The sequence below is a fragment of the Photorhabdus kleinii genome (genome assembly GCF_025384885.1).
Classification (GTDB): domain Bacteria; phylum Pseudomonadota; class Gammaproteobacteria; order Enterobacterales; family Enterobacteriaceae; genus Photorhabdus; species Photorhabdus kayaii.
Genome location: NZ_JAJAFY010000050.1, coordinates 1 through 22027, shown reverse-complemented (window position 1 = coordinate 22027; position 22027 = coordinate 1). Strand labels below are relative to the sequence as shown.

Here is a 22027-nt window from a genome sequence, read left to right as displayed (position 1 = left end):
TATAGGTTATAATCAATAATATTTTATCAATTCTCCAATGGTATAATTGGTTTGAAAGAATTAGAAGTTATTAATAGGGATTATCTCCTAGTATATGTAAAAATATCGCAATGTAGAAGGGGGGAATGTTGTTATTGATTATCTAACCTCTGGTTAAATAAGAATAATTTTGTTATGTCTGATAAATCTATCATTATTATGGGGGGATAAATCAGGTGAATATGAAATTGATGATGCCATGGGTAAATCCAAGATATAAGGATGTCAAAATAGTTTATTTTTACTGAGGTTTAATCCCCTTGAGGTGATAGACCAAGACCGTAAACGGGGTTACTCCTTTCGGCATCGGCAAGTTGCCATACACGACCTTAGCTAAAGCGTAGGCATCAACTTCTGCCTCTTCACCCAACAATGGAAGCGCCTCACGCACTACGGCTGGTATATCATCGTCAGCGGTAAGTGTCAGTGTCGGAATAGTGCTTAAAGTGGCGCCATCAACAATCTGCTCAGACAAAGCCAGCGAAACCGGTGCATCCTGATCCTTAATAGGGTGACCTTTCTTGACCACAAAGTACACCAAGCCATTGACTTTCTTTGCTGGCTTGCGTCCGGCAGTTTTCTTCGCAATCAGAGCTTCTCCCATCTTAACCTTGGCATTTACCTGTTTTTGTAATTGCTCCGCAAAGGTCAGGTAATATTTATCCATATCACTGCGTTTAAGCTGCATGCGATTGCGTAATCCATCAGTTAATCCGGCAGTCACTCGAACAGGATCTAGAGACAACCCACTGTCTGCATAACTGACCAGTGTCTCTTTTAGCCCCGAAGCCATCGCTTGGCCCACTACATAGTCACGCTTACGGTTATCGCTATCGAGCGGTACACGCACGGATTTACTGGCTTTTACCGCTCGATCATTAGCTTGCACTAGTTGATAACGAGTAGAAACCAATGCCGTCTCTAACTGCATTCGGGCAATGTTAGCTTCTCTGAACTGTTTACGCACGGCCTCTAACTGCGTTTGTGCTTCTTTGAACTGATGCTGCGTAGCCGTCAGCAGGGTCTGGTGGTCACTTAACTGTTTTTGTAACGTATCCTTCTGCTTCTGCACTTCTACCCTGACTGATTGGTGGTCAGATAGCTGCTTACGGCTCTTCTCTAGTTCAGTCTGGGAAGACTTCAACTCTGCGATACTATCGGTAAGTTGTCTCTTAAGTGAGGTAACCTGCTGAGCTTGGCGCAAAGCATCCTCAGTGGCACGGTTAGCGTCAGTCTGAGATTGAGCGGCTAACTTTGCTGTCAACGTCGTAAGCTTAAGGTTCAGCTTTTCCATCTGAGCCTTAAGCTTACGATTCTCTGCACGCAATACTTTACGGGCTGCTGCTTCGCTACCACCGGACGAGGCCCCCATACCAACAAGAATGGATGTTCCAACTGTATGTTTTGATGCACTTCTGTTTGAAGATGTCTCACCCGATTTGGACTGTTGCGCCATTAGTGTACTCAGACCATAATCAGAATTACTGGCGCTTTCCATCAAGCTATCCACCGAGAACGCGTCGCCAGGAGGGGTATAGTTTCCACTTTCTGCCGCACTCACAATATCAATCGTTCCCAAAAAACCAATTAACAACCAAGTACAGCGACGAAGATGCATTCGTATACAATTCATTGTGCCTCTACCTGATTAATTAGTGCCAATGATAAGTCGTTCTTTATACGATAACACAAACTGGTAAGGGCATACTGATACTTAGGACGTACTAAGTCATTGATATCCTGACTGATCCCGTTAGCTACCGCCAAATATTGACTACCCGTACGGGCAATGCGATCAAACTCGGCTTTGTAGCGTGTGTATTTAGCGCCGCTGAACTGCTTCAATGCCTCCAACTCGCGAGTACATTGTGCCAGTTTGCCGGAATTGCTGTCAGCAGAGGGCTGCATAGTTCCGGCAAAACGACAATCACCGCTTCCAGATTCAGGGGGTAATGAAGAATGAACCAATGTCTTAGCGATTGACGATACTTTTATTTTACTTGATGTCGGAACTCTCTTTGGTGTGAGCTCTTGAGCACATCCTGTTAAAAGGAATGCGGCTGCTAATAGTAGGTAGAAATAACAACCATAAGATACAATGCAGTGCCTTGTTATTTTCCGAACCTGCAACATCACACATATACGTTTAAGAACAAACACGTTATTCACCTTATTACTCCCCAGCATCATTATCATCAAAACTAATTAAAAGCCATAATCACAATAACATCTCCCGAATAGGCACCTGCATCAACTTTACCCAATGATTGAAGTTTGGATGAAAAAGAAAATGAATAGAGATTATTTCCACTTACCGTTATTGGAACACCATTCCAAGCATTTGAGCCATTGATATCCACATCGGAGTAAAGTGTTTTTTCAGGATTTAAATAAATAAACTTTTCACCTGTTGAGGATTTTGTATATAAAGTCAGGTTAGCTGGCAATGTGCACTGCACATTTCCTGTTATTGTTTTCTTATTCCCGTTGAGATTTTCTTGCCCCAAATTGCCATGATCAATTACAGATGGCAAAGAAAGACTGCAAGATTGCTTGACTGATGGCACCTTGCCACAAACACTACCAGGCCACTGCTGTGCATCTGAACGATGTGGATCAGGTTGGTGTAGAATATAAAACAATCCTATACAATCTGCCTCAGGGGATCGCAAAAGGAACTCTGCTCGATATGGCAACGGAAATGCTTTTTTGTACTCCCTGGCTACCTCCTTCCTAGTCTTAAATTGAGAGATTCTAAGACAATGATTATCCAGTACACAGCTACCATACATCCCCGGGTTTACAGGGGCAATGCGATATTTCACATCTGGACCAACATAACAAAACACAGATTCGTAACATGGGTTTCGGTCGGTATCATTTTCCGTCCAGTCAACTACTTGTAGAACTACACGAGTGTCTGAACCGCTTTGGTACATATCAATAGGCGTAACAAAGGCTCCTGCATTTACCTCTATAAATGGAACACCAGCCAATGTCATGAAAAAAACAAGATAGAAAAAGCCCCTCATATTCCCTCCATTTCACTCATAGTCCAACATAAACGTCGAAATAGCCGAGAACTTACCAAATACTATTGAGTGATTTTTGATAGCAGAAGGCTCCCCTTGCACATAGGCTTTAAAGTCCAGCGTGGCATTGCCATTATTTAAACTATATTTTTTAATAGTCTTGTTTATCGAAATAGGTTCTCCAGCCAGAGACTCTATTCCAACCGCTGCCCCTGATGCTTGACTTCCCGGTTGAAAAGCCAAAAGCCCAGGAAGCTCATTATTTTCCTTACCTAGAAATTTTATATTCACCTCCTGAGCCTTTGTCACATCACAGTTTATGAGGTGAATTGAAAACGCTTTACTATGACTACGTTGATTTTGATAAAGGTGCTTTCCGAATACCGTACCGAAGTCTACGGTGATTGCATCATCTCCAGGCTGGATATCACAAGCTTCTCTAAGCACATTAACTTTTATACGAACAATGGATTCAAATTTATCCTTCGCATCACACTCTGAGCTTATCGAAAGCAAGAACAACAACGCTATAAGAACATGTAATCGGTTACACCGACACAAGGACGGTATCAGTCCATCTCGATCTAGTTTTATTAGGATGGTGTTCATACATGTCTCCTTTACTAAGTTATCCCAATTTCAGCAAACATCTCAACCGGCTTTACTACTTTTCACGGTACAAGTGCCACCACTACAACCAAACACTAATTTTGGCCGACCACCGAAATCATTGATGAAAATCAGTACAGGGCTGTTACCCATTGCTGACGCACTGCCACCCAACACAGCACTGCCTTTTGGTGGGATCATCATCGGATTAAAACCGGATACCGCTGCCCCGTTTAGGCTGGATGACGCTGATGCAATGGTCACGTAGTACGGCGTCGGATTGTTAACCACATAGTGATCCCCTTGTCGAGTCATCGTCAATTTCTCCTGATAAGGATTTTCGTGGTCTGTTCGGCCAGCAGTAATAGCCTTTGGCCGATAAAACAGTTTGATACGTGTTTGCAGCGCAATCTGCAATGTGTTGGGTTTGTTGGACTTCGGCGGAATTTCCCGGAGGTTGAAATAGAACAGCGTCTCTTTATCCTGAGACAACATGTTGATGCCCTGAGTGACTTGCAACTTCACTTGGCTTTTGGCTCCTGGCTCTACTCTCTGAAGTGGCGGTAGCGCAGTCAGTGGATTGTTAATCTTGTTGCCATGTTCGTCCTCAATCCAAGCCTGTGCAAGATAGGGCAACTCTTTATTCTGGTTACTGATACTAAGGCTCATTGATCTATCTTCCCCATTAAACACCGCGCGGGTGCGATCGAGGGCAATAGCTGCATTAGCCTGCTGAATAGCCAGAATACCTGCTAACATGACAGCAGAAGCTGCTATGTTTTTTTTATTCATTGTCATACTCATGCGGTTGTACTTATCTTTAGGCAACATTTCCACTGATTCACTCCACACTTTTATTAATCTTCTGGAAAGAACCACCAATCCCTTTAACATGCCGACAAGGTAACAACAGATTATTCATCAAGTTGGCGAGAAGAGATTTCGGCAATGTGATGAGACACTGTATGCGACCATTCCAATGCACACTCATGTTCTCGCCAGGATTAATGCCGGTTAACCACACACTTCCTTCATCATTCACGATGCCAGTTTGCACTTCACGTTCGTTCATCACGACAGCGCCAAATGGAGGAACCGTACCGTCTGTCAACTTAATAATGGCCATTGCCTTCTCGCCGGCGATCATCCCAAACTTGCGATAACCAATAGCGCCTTCCGTTAGCGTGCCTTGTACCACCGAGCGAGTGGCATCCACGTTATCCGCCAGTTGGTTCACGTCCACATTAACGCTGCTGCGGTAGTAACTGTTGATATCACTCACCACCGCTTTACCAAAAACGTTGGTATGGGTCACACTGCCATAACCGCGTATTGGTACACCACCAATCCCATCAGCATCGATCATCATGCGTGTTCCCCCTATCATGTTGATACGGTGTAGCGCCGCCCCATCCACCGTCGCCGTTATTCCCCCCTGAAGTGACAGCCCCATAGCGCTATATTCACTTCCACGGAAATTGGCATTCGCTGTCAACTTAGCTATATCCCCCTCATGGGTGAAATAACCACTACCAATACTACGTCCGCCTTGACCGTTACCAACATTAATCCGATATGCATTGTTGTCATCGATACGGTCATAGTAACCCACAGTATTACTGCTATTACGGCTAAGCTGACCGTCATAGGTTATTGTGCTATTTTCACCCCACGGTACAGCCATACTCAGATACAAACCGTCATCATTAGTGTCGTTGTATTGAGTCCGATATGCCGTTAGGCTCAGGCTAATGTTTTTAAAACGTCCGATGTCGAAATAACGCGATAGTGACAGGTTATAAGTATCGTTGTTCGGACGGTCCCAGTAGGTCTGATGGCCGTAGTTCAGATAAACACTAAGCCCCATTTCCTTAAACTGTTTGTTAAACGTAATGGTATAGAACTCTTTACCTCTTCCATTATTGACACCGTAATAACGCGCCTCTAAATACTGCGACATGCTCATGAAGTTACGTTCTGAGAAACGGTAACCTGCAAATGTTATCTGGCTATCGTATTCATCAAAGCGTTTAGAATAGCTAACCCGATACGAGCCTCCTTGTTTGGTGTCATCATGCAGAAACTGAGCTCGCGACTGCGTCACATCAAATGACAATGCACCAAACGCGAGCAAGTCACGGCCGATACCGATAGCCAGAGCGTTATAGCCCCTGGCCAGCAAAGCTCCTCCGTACAGCGACCAACCGTTGTTCACCCCCCAAGAGAATTCTCCAGTTGCAAAGCCCGGCCCCTTACTGCGATGCTTAATGTCTGATGGTTTACCGGCGGCAATCTTGTAACGAACCATACCTGGACGTGTCAGATAGGGTACATTAGCGGTATTCACCTGGAAGGTCTGTACGCTGCCATCCTGCTCCTGTACCTTCACATCCAGCTTGCCATTCACCGCAGTATTCAGATCCTGAATACTGAAAGGACCTGCTGCCACCTGAGTTTCATAAATCACACGCCCTTGCTGACTGATGGTCACCTTGGCATTGGTTTTCGCCACTCCAGTCACTTCCGGCGCATAACCACGCAGGTTCGGTGGCAGCATGTTGTCGTCCGATATCAGACTGGCTCCGATGTAACGAAAACTGTCAAACATCCCAGAGTTGAGGTAGTCTTCCGCCAACGTCAGTTTGGCACGCAGAGCGGCTATCACACGGTAGGCATAGTAGCGGCCCCACTCCCAGCTTTGCTGGGCGCTTCCTACCTGCCCCGTCGTATGGCTGTACTGCACCTGCCAATCGGCCCGCAGACGCCAAGGTCCCAAGTTGGCCCCAACTGTTCCGTTACCGCTCAAAGATTGCGCTTGGCTGCCTGCACCTGACTGATTTGTCACTTGTGCATTGACGCTGTAGTCAAATAACATACCGGAGATCCCATTGTCCCAACGTGACGGCGGATCCCAGTTTTCCACGGTATATTCTAAGTAAGCCTGCGGCATGCTGATGTATAGTGCCCCAGCGCCCAAGTCACCTCGAACTTCCATACCTTTCAGAGAAGCTATTTCTAGGCACTGGCCGTTATGCCACCAAGTAAGCTGACGGACTGCATCCGCTTTAAGTCCCAGTTGATCAACCATCTTTAGCGTCAGGCACGCTTCACTGCCTTTCGGATCATGATCAGGAGCAATGAACTGTACCGTCTGCTCGGGCAATTCGTTTTTATTCAAGCGTAATACCATCTGGTAGCTACCTTGCATAATGTAGCCAGCCTGGGAAAACTGACTTAAGTCAATACGCGCCCGATCCTTGACATCAAGAACATCCGTGTTGAATTCCACCCTATCGGCAGCCTTGACCACCTGCATGCCACAAAGAGCTAACAAGATACACAGTGCCACCGAGCTATCCCTCGCTCCACAAAGTAGCGATGGCATGGCGGGTCCTTTCATCAGAAATAATCCAGTTTGAAACGTATCATGGTGTGGAGGGCCTCGGCGCGTAACACTTGGTGAGCTGTTACCAGACGTAAAGTATAATCCAACCGCATTGAGCTTATTTGCAGATCCTCTACAGGCATTGGTTTGCCCGGCACGACTACCGCTCCTGTACTGTCCGATATCTGTAATCCCACACCACTCGCTTCACCATTCATGCTAAACAAGTCGTTACGAGCAGCCGTACCATCAAAAGTCACTCGAAAGTGTGACCTGCTCAGGCGATTCAGTAATACGGGAGTCAACAGACAATTAATCAACTGTATACTTAAAAGCCGTACCGGCTCGTGACCACCGCGGATAATTTGTCCGACCAAAATAGATGATATGTCGATGGTCTGATCTTGATTGCCCAAAGCAATTGTACACGGTGTATCAATGATGGAGCCTTGCATGTTGACGCGGCCATGCTCTTGGCTGATAGCCATTGCCATAAATGACAATATCAGACTGGCTAGCACTAACAACGTCAGCAGGGAAGGCAACATCTTAGAACAGGTTGGATGGCTAAGAAGAGTCATCTCGCTCCCCAAAATTCGGTTTACCGGCAAATTCATTTCCCTAATCTTGTAGGGACCCCTCTTTCCCGCTGTTTCCCCTGTCAGCCTGAAGGCTAGGCCACAGCGGGAAAGAGAAACAGATAGACTTTCCAACGTACAGAAAGGCTTCTTTCACCACCTTTATTGGTAAGCCAGAGTGAAGTTAGCCACAGCGGTGAAATCACCAGGAACGATAGTCGCAGAAGCCCCGTCACCTTGTAAGAAAGCAGCGAAGTGCATGGTCGAATCGGAACCATCGGTGATGATTGTGGGTGAACTCTGTTGTCCCAGTTTGATAAGTTTGGCGTTATCGTTGGTGATACCAATAGCCGCACCAGAGGCCGAACCAACAATTGCCAATAGGTCCTTATTCACAGAAGATGGTGTCCCAGAGAAAGTCGCCGTTACAATCTTCTTTTCCAAGCCGTTAGCATCACAGTCTAGTAAACGGATATTAAAAGGAACCGGCGTGGACTTACCACCTCCTGCCAGTGCTTTGTTGGAAATCTGCCCAAGCTTCACAGTCTGATCGTCATCACCGGGGTGGATGGAACAAGGCGCATCAATAATAGAACCTTCAAAAGTCACTTTTCCTTGGCCTTGGTTAGTATTTTTAGTACTGGCGGGCGGCTTGGTCTGCGCATTGACAGAACCTGCTGTTAGGGTTACACCCAATCCGAGAGCCATAACTAATGTATTCAATTTCATGTGAATTAATTCCTTAACTTAAGGATAAAACCATACAAAAGTAGCAGTGTGGAACTTCAGCTCCTACACCAGATATCCAATGCAAAAAGGGTCTTAAAATCTCATATCAACATTTTTTAAAACCAAACAAAATGCACCAAACTGTTTTGTTTAGTTATAAATATTAAAATAGATAATATTTTGGAATTAATATCCAAAAAAAGACATTAATTTAAACTTATAAACTTTCTAATTGATTGATATCTGATTAAGTTCAAACAAATCAACTGATTTTTTACAAAATAATATTGATAAAATATTAAAAGTAATAAAAAGATTTTAAAAAAACTATATATTACAAATGGTTATATGTTGTTAGTCTGGAGAAGCATAAAAGTTGACCTAGGTGATAGTTTTGTGTAAAACTATTAACAGTTTGGTGCATTCTGTTTAGTTTTTTGTTGTAAAATAGTTTCTTAATTTTTAATAAAAATTCTACATCCTGATATTTTCTGTCAAAAAATCACTGTTCAATGATATATATGATTTTATATTTATATATAAAAAAATTTATTTCTTTCTTATGATAAATAAATGAAATTTTAGAGTAGTAATTCCATAAAATCTCTATTAATTGATATAGTTCTTTGGATTAATATTCTCTATCAGTAACTATATGCCCAAATCTCACAGGAACTATTTTCATGAAGAAGCGTAAGTTCTTAACCAGATATGAAATTGATGCGATTTTAGAAAAAGCACGTCAGGGGCGTCATGCTGAGCGGGATTATTGCATGTTACTCATGTGTTTTATTCATGGGTTTAGAGTCAGTGAGCTATGTCATCTGACACTATCCGATCTTGATCTTAGTTCGGGAATTATTCACGTAAGGCGATTAAAAGGGGGACTATCAACAACACATCCATTGGTGCCAGAAGAACTTAATGCGTTAAATCAATGGATTAATATCCGTAAGAGCTGGAGAGAATCAGACACATCGTGGGTTTTTTTATCACAAAAATCAGGTGCGATTTCACGCTATCAGGTTTATAGTTTGTTAAAACGTTATGGTAGACAAGCATTAGTCGATATTTCACCTCATCCACATATGTTAAGACATGCCTGCGGCTATGCTCTTGCTGATTTGGGAAGAGATACACGCCTTATTCAGGATTATCTCGGTCACCGCAATATATCTCATACTGTTATTTACACAGCAAGCAATGTAAAACGGTTCTCCAATATATGGGAAATTCCTTCAAAAGGACTCAGTTAGTACCTTCTTTCTATAAAATGTGTTGTGATATGAGAAATTATTTCTTTTACAACAAAAAAATATCATCTGATGATAATGATGAATATCATAGGATACTGATTTTTTTATTTATTATAATTGCTTTTTAATTTATTTAGTTATCGAAAAATAAAGCGGATTATTTCTTTCCGCTTTATTTTTTTATTGAATGATAATTTGTAAAATCATTTACCCTTCAAATTGTTGCGTTATTTTTTCAAGTTGTTCCTGAATTTCCATCCATGATAATTCAATTTCTTCCAGTTTTGATTTGGTCTGATTTTGTTTTTGCAGATGTTCAGTTAATTCGACTTTACGGCTGCTATCATAGATAGCGCTGTCTAAAAGTTGATTTTCTAGTACAACCAATTCGCCACCCAGTTTCTCCATCTGGTTTTCAAGATTAGTCAGTTGTTTACGCAATGGCTGCGTTTGGTTACGGAAGTCAGCTTGACGCCGTTTTTGATCTTTTCTTTCCTGAGCACTTTGGCTGGATGTCTCTTTTTCCTTATCGTTGTTTTCACGTATTTGCTGATTTTGTTGACGTTGTTGATCTATCAGCCATTGTTGATAATCTTCCAAATCGCCATTGAACGATTCTACCCGGCCATCATGAACCAGATACAACTCATCTGTTGTTGAACGTAATAGATGTCGGTCGTGAGAAACCACAACCAATGCACCGTCAAAGTCGATCAAAGCTTCTGTCAGTGCCTGACGCATATCCAGGTCGAGGTGGTTCGTTGGTTCATCAAGTAACAGGAGGTTAGGGCGTTGCCAGACCATTAATGCCAAAACTAAACGTGCTTTTTCTCCCCCGGAAAAACGCCCACTTGGGTCAGTCACTTGATCGCCTTTGAAACCAAAGCCGCCCAGATAATCTCTAAGTTGTTGTTCTGTTTCTTGTGGCGCAATGCGGACTAAATGCTGTAATGGTGATTCATCAGCACGTAAATATTCCAGTTGATGTTGGGCGAAATACCCCAGTTTGATCCCTTTAGCTAATTCTACGGTTCCACTCTGAGATTGCAGTTCGCCAGCCAATAGTTTAATCAACGTGGATTTACCCGCGCCATTACGGCCAAGCAGGCCAATGCGGGAGCCGGGAACCAGATTCAGTTTGATGGAATTTAAAACGGTCCGTTCGCCGTAACCTGCGCTTACTTTTTCCATTTTCAGGAGTGGGTTTGGCAGACTTTCCGGTTTACGGAAACTGAAATGAAATGGGTTATCAACATGGGCAGGAGCGATTAATTCCATCCGCTCCAGCATCTTGATACGGCTCTGAGCTTGTTTGGCTTTGCTGGCCTTGGCACGGAAACGGTCAATATAACTTTGCAGATGGGCAACTTTCTCTTGCTGACTTTTATAAAGGGCCTGTTGTTGCGCCAGTTTGGTAGCGCGCTGGCGCTCGAAAGATGAGTAGTTGCCGCTGTACTCAAACAGAGATTGTTGTTCTATATGGAGGATCTTATCGGCAATCGGGTCGAGAAAATCCCGATCATGGGAGATAAGGATTAATGTTCCAGGGTAGCTTTTCAGCCATTTTTCCAACCAGATAACCGCATCCAGATCAAGATGGTTAGTGGGTTCATCAAGCAACAGCAAATCAGAACGGCAGAGTAGTGCCTGAGCCAGATTGAGGCGCATGCGCCATCCACCGGAAAATGCACGTACAGGTTGATCAAGTTGCTCTTGAGAGAAACCTAAACCGTGCAGTAGACTTGATGCTCTTGAACGGATCGTCCAGGCTTGAATCGTGTCTAATTGACCATGCAGATGAGCAATCAGATTACCGTCATTTTTTTCATTGGCTATCCGCAGTTGTTGTTCCAGTTGACGGAATTCACGATCACCATCAATGACATATTCCAGAGCGGGTATTTCCAGTGCCGGCGTTTCCTGATTCACCCAGGAAAGTGCCCAGTTACTGGGAAAAGTGAATGTGCCTGTTTCAGCCTGAAGCTCATTTTTTAATAGTGCAAGTAGGGTAGATTTACCACAGCCATTTTTCCCTACCAGACCAACTTTCTGCCCGGGATTGATAGTGGCGCTGGCATTGTCCAGCAGAACACGAGTTCCGCGACGAATTTGTAATGAAGAGAAAACAATCATAAGTATCGTTTGTATAGAATATGTTAAATTAGTAATAACAGATAGTAAGCGTCTTATTTTATAACTTTCGTATGCATGGTAACGGAAAATACGTGTCCTGACACGTTCTTGAGGAGGGAACGATGTTACAGCCGCCTAAAGTCCTGCTGCTGTATGCCCATCCTGAGCCACAGGATTCAGTAGCAAATCGTGTTTTGTTACAACCTGTGCAGGGTTTAGAGCATGTTACGGTCCACGACTTATATGGAGCTTATCCAGACTTTTTTATTGATGTTCATCATGAGCAACAGCTACTTCGAGAGCATCAGGTGATTGTCTTTCAACACCCACTGTATACCTACAGTTGTCCAGCTTTATTAAAGGAGTGGATGGATCGTGTGCTGACTCGGGGGTTTGCCAGTGGTATTACCGGGTTGGCATTACAGGGAAAATATTGGCGTTCAGTGATTACTACTGGGGAGCCGGAAGGCACTTTCCAGGCTGATGGGTATAATCTCTATTCAATGGAAGAGATCCTTCGTCCTTTTGAACTCACCGCGGCGATGTGCCGTATGCATTGGTTATCACCCATTATTATTTATTGGGCACGCCGTCGAAAACCTGAGCTTCTTGCCATCCATGCTAATGCTTATCGTGAGTGGCTCAAATCGCCATTATCATTAGGAGGGCTATAAGTTATGGAGCATTCAGCGCAATTGAGCGCCGGTGTATTGTTTTTATTTGCTGCCGTTGTAGCAGTGCCACTCGCACAGAAATGCAAGATTGGGGCAGTATTAGGTTATTTGTTGGCAGGGATTGTCTTGGGTCCGTGGGGGTTGAGTTTTATCAGGGATGTTGATGATATTCTTCATTTCTCGGAGTTAGGGATTGTTTTTCTGATGTTTATCATCGGCCTTGAACTTAACCCCGCTAAACTCTGGCAACTCAGACGATCTATTTTTGGTGTCGGTGCGGCTCAGGTTATTTTCACGGCGAGTGTGCTGGCTGTGTTGTTATATCTGACCGATTTTTCATGGCAAGCGGCGGTTATTGGTGGTATCGGTATGGCGATGTCCTCAACGGCAATGGCCCTGCAACTCATGAAAGAGAAGGGCATGAACCGCAATGAAGGCGGGCAGCTTGGTTTCTCGGTTTTGCTATTTCAAGATATGGCGGTGATCCCGGCTTTGGCATTGATTCCGTTGTTGGCAGGTGGAACAGCCTCCGGTGACTGGTATCGAATAGCGTTAAAAATTGCTGCTTTTGCTGGCATGTTGCTCGGTGGCCGTTATCTGTTACGTCCGTTGTTTCGTTTGGTCGTCAGAGCTGGAGTACGTGAGTTATTTACTGCGGCGGCGTTACTGGTGGTACTCAGCTCAGCGCTATTTATGGAAGCGCTCGGTTTTTCTATGGCGCTCGGAACCTTTATCGCCGGAGTATTACTGGCAGATAGTGAATACCGCCATGAACTGGAAATCTCCATAGAACCGTTCAAAGGATTGCTGTTGGGGTTGTTTTTTATTTCGGTCGGTATGTCTCTGAATCTAGGGGTATTACTGATACATATGTCCGAAGTACTACTTGGTGTGCTGGCTTTGGTGATTGTGAAAGGCATTGTTTTGTATCTTATCGCAATGAGTGCTGGCTTACGGGGTGCATCCTGCTTGCAATTTTCTGGCGTACTCAGCCAGGGGGGAGAATTCGCCTTTGTTCTGTTTTCTGCTGCACTGAGCCGGAATGTGCTCAATAGTGGGCAGATGGCTTTGTTGCTGGTCGTGGTGACGATATCGATGATGACAACGCCGCTTGTCATGCAATTGATAGATGCTATTCTGGCACGCCGTTATAATGCCAAAGATGAGACAGATGAACAGCCCTTTGTAGAAAATGATGATCCGCAGGTGATTTTAGTGGGTTTTGGCCGGTTCGGACAGGTAATCGGTCGTCTTCTAATGGTGAATAAAATCCGTATAACGGTGTTAGAACGCGATGTCAGTGCTGTGAGTACTATGCGGCGTTATGGCTATAAAGTTTATTATGGCGATGCGGCTGAATTGGAGCTGCTACGTTCGGCAGGCGCGGAGAAAGCCAAAGCGATAGTCATCACCTGTAATGAGCCGGAAGATACCATGATGATCGTTCATTTATGCCAGAAACATTTCCCTAATCTGCATATTATGGCGCGAGCCAGAGGACGCCTGGAAGCGCATGAACTGCTACAAAATGGAATAGAAAATTTCACCCGTGAAACTTTCTCCAGTGCCTTGGATCTGGGGCGTAAAACCTTAGTCGAATTGGGAATGCATCCGCATAAAGCTAATCGAGCAAAACAACATTTCCAGCGGTTAGATATGCGGATGCTAAGAGAACTTATGCCGCAGCTACAGGGTGATGTGGCTCACATATCTCGTATAAAAGAGGCGCGACGGGAACTGGAAGAGCTATTCGAACGGGAAATGCTGAATGAACGTCGCCAACCGGATGGTTGGAATGAGCATGAATACATGAATAATAGCGGAGCAAATCATGTCAGTAAGCCGTAAGAGATTTATTGCCGGTGCTGTCTGCCCAGAATGTCACTCTCAGGACACGCTGGCAATGTGGCAAGAAGATCAGGTGGATGTGGTGGAATGTGTCCATTGTGGTCACCAACAACGCCAGACTGATGAGAAAGTGACCTCTCATGTCAGAAAGCAGGAGCAGGTTATTGGTATTTTTACCCCACAATAATTATGTGAATATTAGCGCGAGTGAGTACAGAGACTGAAAATTCCGCTACAATCGGTAAAAATTTTTAGACCCACGGGTAGGAGATGTCATGAAAGTAGCAAAAGATTTGGTAGTCAGCTTGGCTTATCAAGTAAGAACAGAAGATGGTGTTTTAGTTGATGAGTCACCGGCGAGTGCGCCGTTGGACTATCTGCATGGCCGTGGTTCATTGATTAGCGGTTTGGAAAAGGCGCTAGAAGGCCGTGAGGCGGGTGAGAGTTTTGATGTCAGCGTACAGGCTGATGATGCCTATGGTCAGTATGATGACAATCTGGTTCAGCGTGTACCAAAAGATGTCTTTGTTGGTGTTGATGAACTGGAAGTTGGCATGCGTTTCCTGGCTGATACCGATATGGGGCCAGTACCCGTAGAAATTACAGCAGTTGAAGATGAGCATGTTGTGGTTGATGGTAACCATATGCTGGCTGGTCAGAATCTAAAATTCAATGTTGAAGTTATTGCCATCCGTGAAGCGACTGAAGAAGAACTGGCTCATGGTCATGTTCATGGTGCTCATGGTCACGAACATGGTGAAGGGTGCTGCGGTGGTCACGGCGATGACGACGATCATCATCATAATGAAGGACACGGATGCTGCGGTGGTGGCGGTTGCCACTGATAAGCTAAAGCGGATAGTGGACTTTTAATATTTAAAAAAAGCGGGGCAAGTTTGGGATAGTTGGTTTCAGCGCTTGCCCTAATTTATTGTAGTTTAATGCCTTTCCTAGTAATGAGGAGGAGGTGTTTCCTCAGATTGTGAAGCGATCATTGAGGGTTGAGTGGCTTTCAATCGTTCTGTCATCAACCGCAAATGATCTCTTAATTTAGTGATCTCCATTTGCTGTTCAGTCACTACCTGATTTAATTCTTCGATAGTTCTTTCTTGAAAGACAATTCGACTTTCCAAACGCTCAAGCCGTTGCTCAAATTCTGACAGATCCATGATTTTCTCCCGTTTCAGGTCCTGTATTGCCCGTGTTAGATGCCTCATATTAATTAAGAGTAGCCTACTATGCCCAGAATATTCTGTGAAATGCGGTTGTTATGAAACCTCTTGTCATTCATGTTGTCCTAATAAGCTTGGGGCACTAAAAAACGGCAAATATTGTATTGTGCTCCTGTAGACGGTTATAGTGACTTGGTTGCATAACTTTTGCTGACGGTAAAATCCCCCAAAGCTATTGGAGAAACAGATGAAATCATTGTTTAAAATTACCCTGCTTGCTACCACATTAGCGATGGCTTTCGGTGCCCCTCAGGTGCTGGCGGCTAAAGCAGATAGTCAGAGTAGCACAGAATTGAACAGCGCATTTAAAACAGAAGATCAGCAAAATGCTTATGCTCTGGGCGCATCTTTAGGGCGTTATATGCAAAACACCCTGAAAGAACAGAAATCTCTGGGTATCCCATTGGATAAAGATCAATTGTTATCGGGTGTGCAGGATGCTTTTAATAACAAGAGCAAACTGACTGACAGCGAAATTGAAAATACGCTGCGTGCATTTGAAGGTAAAGTGAAATCTGCCGCTGAAGCTAAGATGGAAAAAGAAGCCAAAGAGAATGAAGCTAAAGGCGTTAAATATCGTGAAGAATTTGCTAAGGAAAAGGGGGTCATTAAGAGTAAAACCGGCCTTTTATATAAAATAGAGAAGGAAGGCAGCGGTAAGAAGCCTGTGGCAAGCGACACGGTAGTTGTGAACTACCGGGGGACATTGATTGACGGTAAAGAGTTCGATAGCTCCTATAAACGTAATGAACCCCTTTCTATTCGCCTGGATAGCGTTATCCCAGGTTGGACAGAAGGTTTACAGAATGTGAAAAAAGGTGGAAAAATTAAACTGGTTATTCCACCAGAGCTGGCCTATGGTAAAGCGGACCTGCCAGGTATTCCTGCAAATTCGACACTAGTATTTGATATTGAGTTGCTGGATGTTAAAGCGGAGACCAAAGCTAAGTAAGCTATACCCCATGGATTTCAAGATGCATCGCGACGGCAAGGGAGAGAATCCCCGGGAGCATAGCTAACTATGTGATCGGGGTGAGCGAGCGCAGCCAACAAAGAGGCAACTTGAAAGATAACGGGTATATTCGCTAAATATCTTTGATGAATACGGATAAAACCGTTGGTAGAGATTCTGTCAACGGTTTTTTGTTACTGAAAGCTGTGATAGAGACCAAATGTCTGAGTAGCAATGGCTTGACGATGATGTCATGTGGTTTTAACGTCAATATTTCATGTGAATGCAAAGATCTTTGATTAGGATCTCTGTTAAGCTGCAATAATTGAATTTTCACAAGAAATCTTTATAGGTTTATCACGTTGTGTTTTTAGCAAGACGTTGTCTGCGATTGAAGGATGGTGTATTTAATGTCTAACCCGTTATTATCTGGTGATATCAGTGATGTCGATTTACTGGAAAACCAACCGTTTACTGAAACGGACCACGAAATTTTAAAGTCTTATGAAGCCGCAGTTGATGGCTTGGCTATGCTAATTGGTGGGCATTGTGAGATTGTCCTTCATTCATTGGAAGATCTGAAATGTTCAGCCGTCAGAATAGCCAACGGAGAACATACAGGTCGTAAAATAGGTTCACCTATCACTGATCTTGCGCTGCGTATGTTACATGACATTACAGACGAAGATTGTAGTGCATCCAAAGCCTATTTTACCCGAGCGAAAAGCGGTTCATTGATGAAGTCAGTCACGATTGCGATCCGCAACCGGAATCGCCGAGTGATCGGCCTTTTGTGCATTAATATGAATCTTGATGTCCCTTTCTCTGAAATTATTCAGACATTTATTCCAGAGGAAACACATGATGTCGCACCAAATGTAAATTTTGCCTCATCCGTGGATGATTTGGTTGCGCAAACGCTGGAGTATACTATCGAAGAAGTTAATATTGATCGCAGTGTATCCAATAATGCCAAGAACAGACAGGTGGTTCTGAATCTCTATGAGAAAGGTATTTTTGATATTAAAGATGCAATCAATCAGGTTGCTGAGCGTTTAAATATTTCTAAACATACTGTTTATCTCTATATTCGTCAGTTTAAAAATGGTGAATGTTTAGGGCCTGAGCGGTAATGTCTTCGCTGTCTTATTGTCTGCTGGTTACGGGGCCTGCATATGGCACCCAACAAGCCAGCAGTGCTTACCAATTCGCCCAAGCTTTGATTTCGATGGGGCATAAACTTAATACTGTATTTTTTTATCGGGAAGGGGTTTATAACGGCAATCAGTTGACTGCACCAGCCAGTGATGAGTTTAACTTGGTTAGCGCATGGCAGATGATGGCAACGGAGCACCGGTTTAGCATGCACATTTGTATTGCCGCTGCCCTTCGCCGTGGTGTTCTTGATGTTCAGCAGGCAAGTGAGTTGAACTTACCGGTAGCAAACTTGGCTGAAGGGTTTGAATTAAGCGGATTGGGAACACTGGCTGAAGCTATGCTAACTTGCGACCGTGTGGTGCAATTCTGAGAGGCAAAAATGAAAAAAATCGCTTTTGTCTTCACTAAAGCGCCTCATGGTGATGCAGGGGGTAGAGAAGGTCTAGATGCATTGCTGGCAACTTCGGCATTAACAGAAAAGATAGGTGTATTTTTTATTTCTGACGGTGTGTTTCAACTATTACCAGATCAGCAGCCTGACAGAATTCTCTCCAGAAACTATATCGCTACTTTTAAGGTGTTGCCTTTGTACGATATTGAAGAATGTTATTTGTGCCAGGAAGACCTTGTTATGCGTGGATTAAGCTCAGTCAATCATTTTGTTCTGGATGCGAAAGTGATACCCGCAGAAACGATCCGTGAGAAACTGGTTGACTATGATGTTGTGCTGACATTCTGAGCTATTGGAAGGACAATGAGATGCTATATACTGTTGGCCGATCGCCATATCAATGTGATTTCAATGTGATATCCAAGCTGCTTGCCAGTGGTGATGACATCTTATTTATTCAGGATGGTGTACTGGCAGGTATTGAGGGTAATTGCTATCTGCCGGCGTTGATCAGTCGTGGTGCTACATTGTATGCGCTAAAAGAAGATATTGAGGCGCGGGGATTGGACGATCAGGTTTCAGACAAAGTGCAAGTGATCGACTATACTGACTTTGTTAACCTGACGGTAAAACACCATCAACAATTCGCCTGGTAGTTGAGAAAAAGCTGTATATTTCTTGACACTTTGGCGAGTCAGCCATAAAATTCCGCGTCCTCGTGTTTTGCCGTTAGGGCAGACAAGAGATTTAATCCGTGTTTACGAAGCAAAAAAACCAGGAGTTTTTTTAATAATGGCAACTATTAACCAGCTGGTGCGCAAACCCCGTAGCATGAAGGTTGCAAAAAGCAACGTTCCTGCTCTGGAAGCTTGCCCGCAGAAGCGCGGCGTATGTACTCGCGTATATACCACCACCCCTAAAAAACCAAACTCTGCACTGCGTAAAGTATGTCGTGTGCGTTTGACTAACGGTTACGAAGTTTCTTCTTACATCGGTGGTGAAGGCCACAACTTGCAGGAACACTCCGTAATTCTGATCCGTGGCGGTCGTGTTAAAGACTTGCCAGGTGTGCGTTACCACACTGTTCGCGGTGCACTGGACTGTTCCGGTGTTAAAGACCGTAAACAAGGTCGCTCTAAGTACGGTGTGAAGAAGCCAAAAGCTTAATGGTACTCCGTTAAGTAAGGCCAAACATTATTTACCTTAATGTCAAAATAAACTCATAGAGTTTTGGACAACCCTGAATTCGAAACGGAGTATTTCCATGCCACGTCGTCGTGTAATTGGTCAGCGTAAAATTCTGCCAGATCCAAAGTTTGGATCTGAATTACTGGCCAAATTCGTCAATATCCTGATGGTAGATGGTAAAAAATCTACTGCGGAAGCAATTGTATATAGTGCGCTTGAGACCCTGGCTCAGCGCTCTGGTAAAGAGCACCTGGAAGCGTTTGAACTTGCATTGGATAATGTGCGTCCAACCGTGGAAGTTAAGTCCCGCCGTGTTGGTGGTTCTACTTATCAGGTTCCAGTTGAAGTTCGTCCGGTTCGTCGCAATGCGTTAGCAATGCGTTGGATCGTTGAAGCTGCTCGTAAACGCGGTGATAAATCTATGGCCCTACGCCTGGCGAACGAATTATCTGATGCAGCCGAGAATAAAGGCACTGCTGTTAAGAAACGTGAAGACGTTCACCGTATGGCAGAAGCTAACAAGGCGTTCGCACACTACCGTTGGTAATCTCATCGTAGTGATGATGCCCTGGGTGGCTGTTCTGCCACCCAGATTTACATTGAACGTCCTAGGAATAGAGGAATCAAATGGCTCGTACAACACCCATTGCACGCTACCGTAACATCGGTATCAGTGCACACATCGACGCCGGTAAGACCACCACTACCGAACGTATTCTGTTCTACACTGGTGTAAACCATAAGATCGGTGAAGTTCATGATGGCGCTGCTACTATGGACTGGATGGAACAGGAGCAGGAGCGTGGTATTACCATCACCTCCGCAGCAACAACTGCTTTCTGGTCAGGTATGGCTAAGCAGTTTGATGCGCACCGTATCAACATCATCGACACTCCAGGGCACGTTGACTTCACCATCGAAGTAGAACGTTCCATGCGTGTTCTTGACGGTGCGGTCATGGTTTATTGTGCGGTTGGTGGTGTTCAGCCACAGTCCGAAACCGTATGGCGTCAGGCAAATAAATATAGAGTTCCACGTATCGCGTTCGTTAACAAAATGGACCGTATGGGAGCGAATTTCTTACGCGTTGTTGAGCAGCTCAAAACTCGCTTGGCGGCAAACCCAGTACCTCTGCAATTAGCCATTGGTGCAGAAGATGTGTTCACCGGTGTTGTTGACTTGGTGAAAATGAAAGCCATCAACTGGAACGATGAAGATCAGGGAACCACCTTCACTTACGAAGATATCCCAGCTGATATGCAGGATCTGGCGGAAGAATGGCGTAGCAATTTGATTGAAGCCGCTGCGGAAGCATCAGAAGAGCTGATGGAAAAATACCTTGGCGGTGAAGAACTGACTGAAGAAGAGATCAAAGCTGGTCTGCGTCATCGTGTTCTGACTAACGAAATCATCCTGGTTACTTGTGGTTCTGCATTTAAGAACAAAGGTGTTCAGGCAATGCTGGATGCAGTTATTGAGTACCTGCCAGCACCAACGGATGTTGAATCCATTAAAGGTATTCTGCCAGACGGTAAAGATACGTCGGCAGAGCGTCACTCTGACGACAACGAACCATTTTCGGCACTGGCGTTTAAAATCGCTACTGACCCGTTCGTTGGTAACTTGACCTTCTTCCGTGTCTACTCTGGTGTGGTTAATTCCGGTGATACCGTTCTTAACCCAGTGAAAGACAGAAAAGAGCGTTTTGGCCGTATCGTTCAGATGCATGCTAATAAACGTGAAGAAATTAAAGAAGTTCGTGCAGGTGACATCGCGGCTGCGATTGGCCTGAAAGATGTGACTACCGGTGATACGCTGTGTGATATCAACTCCCCAATTATCTTGGAGCGTATGGAATTCCCAGAGCCAGTCATTTCTGTTGCTATTGAGCCAAAAACTAAAGCTGACCAGGAAAAAATGGGTATCGCTTTAGGTCGTCTGGCTCAAGAAGACCCATCATTCCGCGTGTCTACCGATGAAGAATCTGGTCAGACTATTATCGCCGGTATGGGTGAGCTTCACTTGGATGTTCTGGTTGACCGTATGCGTCGTGAGTTCAAAGTTGAAGCGAACGTCGGTAAACCTCAGGTTGCTTACCGTGAAACCATCCGTTCTACTGTTGAGCAAGAAGGTAAATTTGTTCGTCAGTCTGGTGGTCGTGGTCAGTTTGGCCACGTATGGCTGCGTATTGAACCAATGGAACCCGGTGGCGTAGGCTATGAATTCGCCAATGAAATCGTTGGTGGTGTTGTTCCTAAAGAATATATCCCGGCAGTAGATAAGGGTATTCAGGAACAAATGAAAAATGGTGTTCTGGCCGGTTACCCGATTGTTGACGTTAAAGTGGCACTATTCGATGGCTCTTACCACGAAGTGGACTCTTCTGAAATGGCGTTCAAAATCGCAGGTTCTATGGGCTTCAAAGAAGGCTTTATGAAGGCGAAACCAGCTCTGCTGGAGCCTATCATGAAAGTTGAAGTTGAAACACCAGAAGATTACATGGGTGACGTTATCGGTGACCTAAACCGCCGCCGTGGTATGATTGACGGTATGGAAGATATGACTACCGGTAAAATCGTACGTGCTCAGGTACCATTATCTGAAATGTTTGGTTATGCTACTGACCTGCGTTCTCAGACCCAAGGTCGTGCTTCTTACTCTATGGAGTTCCTGAAGTACAATGAAGCGCCGAGCAACGTCGCTCAGGCTATTATCGAATCTCGTAAAGCTAAATAAGTTTTTCGGGTTTAATATCTAGATTCAGCTCCCTCTCCAATATGATGAGGGTGCGATATTAAGGAATAGAGTCGTGTCTAAAGAAAA

At 44.4% G+C, this 22027-nt stretch carries 23 protein-coding genes; 13 read left to right on the top strand and 10 right to left on the bottom strand.

Annotation, left to right across the window (positions count from 1 at the left end):
- Window positions 1-280 precede the first annotated feature (280 nt).
- The 8 genes from LG003_RS18725 to LG003_RS18690 form a co-directional block, all read right to left on the bottom strand.
- Window positions 281-1672, bottom strand: a complete 1392-nt coding sequence (locus tag LG003_RS18725; RefSeq protein ID WP_262981362.1) for an FKBP-type peptidyl-prolyl cis-trans isomerase N-terminal domain-containing protein — start codon at window positions 1670-1672, stop codon at window positions 281-283.
- Window positions 1669-2208 carry a hypothetical protein gene (locus LG003_RS18720; protein ID WP_262981361.1) on the bottom strand — a complete coding sequence of 180 codons (540 nt, stop codon included), beginning with the start codon at window positions 2206-2208 and terminating at the stop codon, window positions 1669-1671. Before LG003_RS18720 ends, LG003_RS18725 begins: the two co-directional genes overlap by 4 nt.
- A gap of 32 nt (window positions 2209-2240) precedes the next feature.
- Window positions 2241-3071: an MrpH family fimbial adhesin gene (locus LG003_RS18715; RefSeq protein WP_112879343.1), complete on the bottom strand. Its 831-nt coding sequence runs from the start codon at window positions 3069-3071 to the stop codon at window positions 2241-2243.
- A 12-nt stretch (window positions 3072-3083) separates the two neighbouring features.
- Entirely contained in the window at window positions 3084-3680 is a 597-nt protein-coding gene (locus LG003_RS18710) for a fimbrial protein (protein ID WP_112879344.1), read from the bottom strand.
- 42 nt (window positions 3681-3722) lie between these two features.
- Window positions 3723-4478 (bottom strand): fimbria/pilus periplasmic chaperone, encoded by a 756-nt coding sequence (locus LG003_RS18705; protein WP_146747922.1) that lies wholly within the window; start codon window positions 4476-4478, stop codon window positions 3723-3725.
- Window positions 4479-4521: 43 nt separating this feature from the next.
- A complete protein-coding gene (locus tag LG003_RS18700) occupies window positions 4522-7080 on the bottom strand; it encodes an outer membrane usher protein (RefSeq protein WP_262981360.1) in 2559 nt (852 codons plus the stop codon).
- Window positions 7080-7646 (bottom strand): fimbrial protein, encoded by a 567-nt coding sequence (locus LG003_RS18695; protein WP_112879345.1) that lies wholly within the window; start codon window positions 7644-7646, stop codon window positions 7080-7082. The genes LG003_RS18700 and LG003_RS18695 overlap by 1 nt, the downstream gene beginning before the upstream one ends.
- A gap of 159 nt (window positions 7647-7805) precedes the next feature.
- Window positions 7806-8372, bottom strand: a complete 567-nt coding sequence (locus tag LG003_RS18690; RefSeq protein ID WP_112879346.1) for a fimbrial protein — start codon at window positions 8370-8372, stop codon at window positions 7806-7808.
- A gap of 683 nt (window positions 8373-9055) precedes the next feature.
- Between LG003_RS18690 and LG003_RS18685 the strand changes: the two genes are divergently transcribed.
- A complete protein-coding gene (locus tag LG003_RS18685) occupies window positions 9056-9628 on the top strand; it encodes a tyrosine-type DNA invertase (protein WP_112879347.1) in 573 nt (190 codons plus the stop codon).
- Between the two features lie 207 nt (window positions 9629-9835).
- Here the strand turns inward: LG003_RS18685 and LG003_RS18680 are convergent, their stop codons facing one another.
- Window positions 9836-11761 carry an ABC transporter ATP-binding protein gene (locus LG003_RS18680; protein ID WP_262981359.1) on the bottom strand — a complete coding sequence of 642 codons (1926 nt, stop codon included), beginning with the start codon at window positions 11759-11761 and terminating at the stop codon, window positions 9836-9838.
- A 122-nt stretch (window positions 11762-11883) separates the two neighbouring features.
- Here LG003_RS18680 and kefG point away from each other — a divergent pair, with 122 nt between their 5' ends.
- The 4 genes from kefG to slyD all read left to right on the top strand — a co-directional run bounded on the left by kefG (window position 11884) and on the right by slyD (window position 15128).
- Window positions 11884-12435 (top strand): glutathione-regulated potassium-efflux system ancillary protein KefG, encoded by a 552-nt coding sequence (gene kefG / locus LG003_RS18675; RefSeq protein WP_112879349.1) that lies wholly within the window; start codon window positions 11884-11886, stop codon window positions 12433-12435.
- Window positions 12436-12438: 3 nt separating this feature from the next.
- Complete coding sequence (gene kefB / locus LG003_RS18670) at window positions 12439-14283, top strand: glutathione-regulated potassium-efflux system protein KefB (protein WP_112879350.1); 1845 nt, start codon at window positions 12439-12441, stop codon at window positions 14281-14283.
- Window positions 14267-14470: a YheV family putative zinc ribbon protein gene (locus LG003_RS18665; RefSeq protein ID WP_036813523.1), complete on the top strand. Its 204-nt coding sequence runs from the start codon at window positions 14267-14269 to the stop codon at window positions 14468-14470. The genes kefB and LG003_RS18665 overlap by 17 nt, the downstream gene beginning before the upstream one ends.
- A gap of 88 nt (window positions 14471-14558) precedes the next feature.
- Entirely contained in the window at window positions 14559-15128 is a 570-nt protein-coding gene (gene slyD, locus LG003_RS18660) for a peptidylprolyl isomerase (RefSeq protein ID WP_112879351.1), read from the top strand.
- Between the two features lie 105 nt (window positions 15129-15233).
- Here the strand turns inward: slyD and LG003_RS18655 are convergent, their stop codons facing one another.
- The gene (locus tag LG003_RS18655; protein WP_112879352.1) at window positions 15234-15452 is read right to left on the bottom strand and encodes a protein SlyX; all 219 of its coding nucleotides are present in this window, start codon (window positions 15450-15452) and stop codon (window positions 15234-15236) included.
- Between the two features lie 250 nt (window positions 15453-15702).
- Here LG003_RS18655 and fkpA point away from each other — a divergent pair, with 250 nt between their 5' ends.
- From fkpA to fusA, 8 genes are all read left to right on the top strand, one after another.
- Complete coding sequence (gene fkpA / locus LG003_RS18650; protein WP_112879353.1) at window positions 15703-16467, top strand: FKBP-type peptidyl-prolyl cis-trans isomerase; 765 nt, start codon at window positions 15703-15705, stop codon at window positions 16465-16467.
- 410 nt (window positions 16468-16877) lie between these two features.
- The gene (locus tag LG003_RS18645) at window positions 16878-17600 is read left to right on the top strand and encodes a helix-turn-helix transcriptional regulator (protein WP_036779966.1); all 723 of its coding nucleotides are present in this window, start codon (window positions 16878-16880) and stop codon (window positions 17598-17600) included.
- Entirely contained in the window at window positions 17600-17995 is a 396-nt protein-coding gene (gene tusD, locus LG003_RS18640; protein WP_112879355.1) for a sulfurtransferase complex subunit TusD, read from the top strand. Before LG003_RS18645 ends, tusD begins: the two co-directional genes overlap by 1 nt.
- A gap of 9 nt (window positions 17996-18004) precedes the next feature.
- Window positions 18005-18364 (top strand): sulfurtransferase complex subunit TusC, encoded by a 360-nt coding sequence (gene tusC, locus LG003_RS18635; RefSeq protein ID WP_112879356.1) that lies wholly within the window; start codon window positions 18005-18007, stop codon window positions 18362-18364.
- Window positions 18365-18384: 20 nt separating this feature from the next.
- Window positions 18385-18672 carry a sulfurtransferase complex subunit TusB gene (gene tusB / locus LG003_RS18630; protein ID WP_112879357.1) on the top strand — a complete coding sequence of 96 codons (288 nt, stop codon included), beginning with the start codon at window positions 18385-18387 and terminating at the stop codon, window positions 18670-18672.
- Window positions 18673-18808: 136 nt separating this feature from the next.
- Window positions 18809-19183, top strand: coding sequence for a 30S ribosomal protein S12 (gene rpsL, locus LG003_RS18625; RefSeq protein WP_011144815.1), 375 nt, complete (start codon window positions 18809-18811; stop codon window positions 19181-19183).
- A 97-nt stretch (window positions 19184-19280) separates the two neighbouring features.
- Window positions 19281-19751 carry a 30S ribosomal protein S7 gene (rpsG, locus tag LG003_RS18620; protein ID WP_011144816.1) on the top strand — a complete coding sequence of 157 codons (471 nt, stop codon included), beginning with the start codon at window positions 19281-19283 and terminating at the stop codon, window positions 19749-19751.
- An 80-nt stretch (window positions 19752-19831) separates the two neighbouring features.
- Window positions 19832-21940 (top strand): elongation factor G, encoded by a 2109-nt coding sequence (fusA, locus tag LG003_RS18615; RefSeq protein ID WP_112879358.1) that lies wholly within the window; start codon window positions 19832-19834, stop codon window positions 21938-21940.
- Window positions 21941-22027 lie beyond the last annotated feature (87 nt).

Bases quoted from the DNA above. Each gene is read 5' to 3' on its own strand.
- LG003_RS18725 (WP_262981362.1), bottom strand. From the start codon at position 1,672: ATGAATTGTATACGAATGCATCTTCGTCGCTGTACTTGGTTGTTAATT.
- LG003_RS18715 (WP_112879343.1), bottom strand. From the start codon at position 3,071: ATGAGGGGCTTTTTCTATCTTGTTTTTTTCATGACATTGGCTGGTGTT.
- LG003_RS18710 (WP_112879344.1), bottom strand. From the start codon at position 3,680: ATGAACACCATCCTAATAAAACTAGATCGAGATGGACTGATACCGTCC.
- LG003_RS18705 (WP_146747922.1), bottom strand. From the start codon at position 4,478: ATGACAATGAATAAAAAAAACATAGCAGCTTCTGCTGTCATGTTAGCA.
- LG003_RS18700 (WP_262981360.1), bottom strand. From the start codon at position 7,080: ATGAAAGGACCCGCCATGCCATCGCTACTTTGTGGAGCGAGGGATAGC.
- LG003_RS18695 (WP_112879345.1), bottom strand. From the start codon at position 7,646: ATGACTCTTCTTAGCCATCCAACCTGTTCTAAGATGTTGCCTTCCCTG.
- LG003_RS18690 (WP_112879346.1), bottom strand. From the start codon at position 8,372: ATGAAATTGAATACATTAGTTATGGCTCTCGGATTGGGTGTAACCCTA.
- LG003_RS18685 (WP_112879347.1), top strand. From the start codon at position 9,056: ATGAAGAAGCGTAAGTTCTTAACCAGATATGAAATTGATGCGATTTTA.
- LG003_RS18680 (WP_262981359.1), bottom strand. From the start codon at position 11,761: ATGATTGTTTTCTCTTCATTACAAATTCGTCGCGGAACTCGTGTTCTG.
- kefG (WP_112879349.1), top strand. From the start codon at position 11,884: ATGTTACAGCCGCCTAAAGTCCTGCTGCTGTATGCCCATCCTGAGCCA.
- kefB (WP_112879350.1), top strand. From the start codon at position 12,439: ATGGAGCATTCAGCGCAATTGAGCGCCGGTGTATTGTTTTTATTTGCT.
- LG003_RS18665 (WP_036813523.1), top strand. From the start codon at position 14,267: ATGTCAGTAAGCCGTAAGAGATTTATTGCCGGTGCTGTCTGCCCAGAA.
- slyD (WP_112879351.1), top strand. From the start codon at position 14,559: ATGAAAGTAGCAAAAGATTTGGTAGTCAGCTTGGCTTATCAAGTAAGA.
- LG003_RS18655 (WP_112879352.1), bottom strand. From the start codon at position 15,452: ATGGATCTGTCAGAATTTGAGCAACGGCTTGAGCGTTTGGAAAGTCGA.
- fkpA (WP_112879353.1), top strand. From the start codon at position 15,703: ATGAAATCATTGTTTAAAATTACCCTGCTTGCTACCACATTAGCGATG.
- LG003_RS18645 (WP_036779966.1), top strand. From the start codon at position 16,878: ATGTCTAACCCGTTATTATCTGGTGATATCAGTGATGTCGATTTACTG.
- tusD (WP_112879355.1), top strand. From the start codon at position 17,600: ATGTCTTCGCTGTCTTATTGTCTGCTGGTTACGGGGCCTGCATATGGC.
- tusC (WP_112879356.1), top strand. From the start codon at position 18,005: ATGAAAAAAATCGCTTTTGTCTTCACTAAAGCGCCTCATGGTGATGCA.
- tusB (WP_112879357.1), top strand. From the start codon at position 18,385: ATGCTATATACTGTTGGCCGATCGCCATATCAATGTGATTTCAATGTG.
- rpsL (WP_011144815.1), top strand. From the start codon at position 18,809: ATGGCAACTATTAACCAGCTGGTGCGCAAACCCCGTAGCATGAAGGTT.
- rpsG (WP_011144816.1), top strand. From the start codon at position 19,281: ATGCCACGTCGTCGTGTAATTGGTCAGCGTAAAATTCTGCCAGATCCA.
- fusA (WP_112879358.1), top strand. From the start codon at position 19,832: ATGGCTCGTACAACACCCATTGCACGCTACCGTAACATCGGTATCAGT.